This window comes from Clostridiales bacterium (assembly GCA_017961515.1).
Taxonomy (GTDB): domain Bacteria; phylum Bacillota; class Clostridia; order Acetivibrionales; family RGIG10202; genus RGIG10202.
This window is the reverse complement of the sequence record JAGCXC010000086.1, coordinates 1-2,328: the sequence shown is the minus strand read 5'-3', so window position 1 is coordinate 2,328 and position 2,328 is coordinate 1. Positions and strand designations below refer to the sequence as shown.

Sequence of the window (2,328 nt, the reverse complement as noted above, 5' to 3'; positions counted from 1 at the left end):
TAGTTGGTGGAACAACAATTAGTTTTTCTGCAACGGCTCTCGCGCTAATTGTAGGAATTATTTTAAACTTTATATTAAAAGAGAAAAAGGAGAATTAAAATGCAAGTAAAGGTTTTTAAATTTGACAAAAACGGCAAAGTAAGTTTTACATAGGCAGAGCTTGAAAAGCTGCTTAATGAAGTATACACAGGCGGCTATAATGATGGTAAGCGTGCCAATAGTTATTGGACTTGGACTTCTCCATACTGGACTAGTACTACTTATAGTAATGGCAGTACTACTTTAACTGCTAAAGATACCAATACAATTATTAACAATCCAAATATTACTTGGACTACTACTACTAACAGTACAGATGCTACTATTACAGCCTCTATGCATACTGATGATGATAATGCTATAAAAGTTAATGATAATGTAACATATACAGTAGATACTTCTTGTTTAAATAATTATAAAAAGTAAGAAAACGCGGTTTACCAAATTTTTATAAATTACTTGTGAAAAAATTGGTAAATCGCGATTTTTATTTGACAAATCAAAAAAAATATGGTATAATATATATATGAAAGGAGTTGTTACCAATAGCTAAAAGAACCTTTAAACGAGTTGGAAAAAAGAAACAAATAGGTGGAATAAAACTTACAAACTATTAGGTTAATCAAATGGCAGTATCTAAATTGCCCGACCTTGAAGATTTTGACGAAGCTAAAGCAACTATTTAGAAATTTGTCGATAGTGAAGAAAATCGTTTTAAGAAATATTATATATTATTAAATAATGATAAAAGATATTATACAGTTTTTCATCGTCATACTTTAGGTGATTTTTATAATGTTATTATAGAAGAGTATATACCCGATGTATTAATTGAATGTTTACAAAATATAGGAACTATAAAAATGTTTGAACCAATAGAAGATGAAAGAATTGAATGTTGGGTTAATACTCCAAACGATGGTTGTATAGTATATTTATTCTTTCCTTATGATGAAGGAGTTATTGAAGTAAAATGAGCGAAAAAATTTATACAGAATTTGTATGCGAGGTACATCCTTTCACAGAGCAGCAACTTTATTTTGGACGTAATACACAAGGTAAGTATGAATTTATTGGTACTGCGCCCTTAACTCAACTGTGTGAATGCCTTGTGTGCAACTGTCATGACTATGGAGCAAAAAAAATTCATTTGGTTGGACCAAGTAGTTTTTTAAAACGATATGTTGAAGATATTAAATATACAGAATCCTGTCAATATGGAAATTGTACAATAGAAGTGGAGATAAATTAATGGAATACCTAATTACAGCAGTAAATACTTATAGAGTTCATACCGTAGCAGATGTAGAAGATTTGCATGAAAAACTAAAAAATGACCCACATTTTGAATTGGTTGCATTTAGCTATACTACTAAATTTATCAAGCAGAAAGGTGAAGTAGTTGATGAATACCAAGTCGTCAAAGCCAAATTAGTTTTTGCCGATGAAAAGTATCCAGATGCTTGCTTCGCGGTGACCTACGATGAAGTTTGAAAGAGTAAGTAAATATCCTAACGCACGTTTGCCTGAACGTGCGACCGCAGGTAGTGCGGGTTATGATTTCTTCGTTGTTGAAGATATTACAATCAATCCTGACGAAATAGCTCTTGTTCCTACTGGCGTAAAAGCACAAATTGATGAAGGATATTGGTTACAACTTGCCGTGCGCAGTTCAACGCCGCGCAAACTGGGCCTTATTCTTGCCAATGGTATTGGAATTGTTGATAGTGATTACTATAACAATCCTGATAATGAAGGACATATTATGTTCCAAGTTTATAACATTGGTAACAATCCAGTTAATTTGTTACCTGGCTATCGTATTGGGCAAGGTGTATTCGTTCCTTATGGATTAACCAATGATGATAATACTACAGCGGCAAGAGTTGGAGGCTTTGGTAGTACCTAATGCTATTAGCACTTGACCAAGCTTCTCGCATTTCTGGTTGGTCTGTGTTTGATGATGAAGGCAATTTAGTAGATAGCGGAACTTTTACTTGTGCATAGGATGATTTTGGTGAACGACTTTATCAAATTGCATTAAAAGTAGAATAGTTAATTGGAAAATATAAAATAACAGAAGTAGCCATAGAAGATATACAATTGTAGGGTTCGGTTGGAAACAATGTAGTAACTTATAAAAAGCTCGCAGAAGTATATGGTGTATTAGAAGAGAAATTAACTGAGTGGGAAATTCCTTATCAAGCTGTATTTTCTTCAACATGGAAATCTTCGTTAGGTATAAAAGGCCGAGCACGCGCTGATTAGAAAAAAGCCGCGCAAGCCTAT

Annotated in this window: 3 protein-coding genes; all 3 read left to right on the top strand. The window is 33.1% G+C overall.

The window, feature by feature from the left end; all coding sequences use genetic code 11:
* The first annotated feature begins 1,012 nt into the window (after positions 1 to 1,012).
* Genes J6Y29_05960 through J6Y29_05950 form a run of 3 tightly spaced genes read left to right on the top strand, consistent with a single transcriptional unit; the run spans position 1,013 to position 1,948 of the window.
* Positions 1,013 to 1,291 (top strand): hypothetical protein, encoded by a 279-nt coding sequence (locus J6Y29_05960; GenBank protein ID MBP5427412.1) that lies wholly within the window; start codon positions 1,013 to 1,015, stop codon positions 1,289 to 1,291.
* The gene (locus J6Y29_05955) at positions 1,291 to 1,533 is read left to right on the top strand and encodes a hypothetical protein (protein ID MBP5427411.1); all 243 of its coding nucleotides are present in this window, start codon (positions 1,291 to 1,293) and stop codon (positions 1,531 to 1,533) included. Before J6Y29_05960 ends, J6Y29_05955 begins: the two co-directional genes overlap by 1 nt.
* Complete coding sequence (locus tag J6Y29_05950) at positions 1,523 to 1,948, top strand: dUTP diphosphatase (GenBank protein ID MBP5427410.1); 426 nt, start codon at positions 1,523 to 1,525, stop codon at positions 1,946 to 1,948. The genes J6Y29_05955 and J6Y29_05950 overlap by 11 nt, the downstream gene beginning before the upstream one ends.
* Positions 1,949 to 2,328: the final 380 nt, after the last annotated feature.